Source organism: Devosia elaeis (genome assembly GCF_001650025.1).
GTDB classification, from domain to species: domain Bacteria; phylum Pseudomonadota; class Alphaproteobacteria; order Rhizobiales; family Devosiaceae; genus Devosia; species Devosia elaeis.
The window spans coordinates 1-260 of the sequence record NZ_LVVY01000043.1; the positions used below are offsets into that span (position 1 = coordinate 1).

A 260-nucleotide genomic window follows, 5' to 3' on the forward strand; every position below is an offset into this window, starting at 1 on the left:
CCTGCCGTCCCTGCTCCTGGCGCACGGTCCCGGTGAGGAAATTCATGGCGGGCGAGCCGATGAAGCTGCCGACGAACATGTTGGCGGGAAAATCGTAGAGGTCGAGCGGGCTGCCGATCTGCTCCACCACGCCATCGCGCATTACCACGATCAAATCCGCCATGGTCATGGCTTCGATCTGGTCATGGGTCACGTAAATGGTGGTGGTCTTGAAGCGGGCATGCATGTCCTTGAGCTCACCGCGCATCTGCCCGCGCAAT

General features: G+C 60.8%; 1 pseudogene. It reads right to left on the reverse strand.

The window, feature by feature from the left end:
• Nucleotides 1-260, reverse strand: a pseudogene (locus tag A3840_RS01720) (sugar ABC transporter ATP-binding protein); the annotation flags it as partial.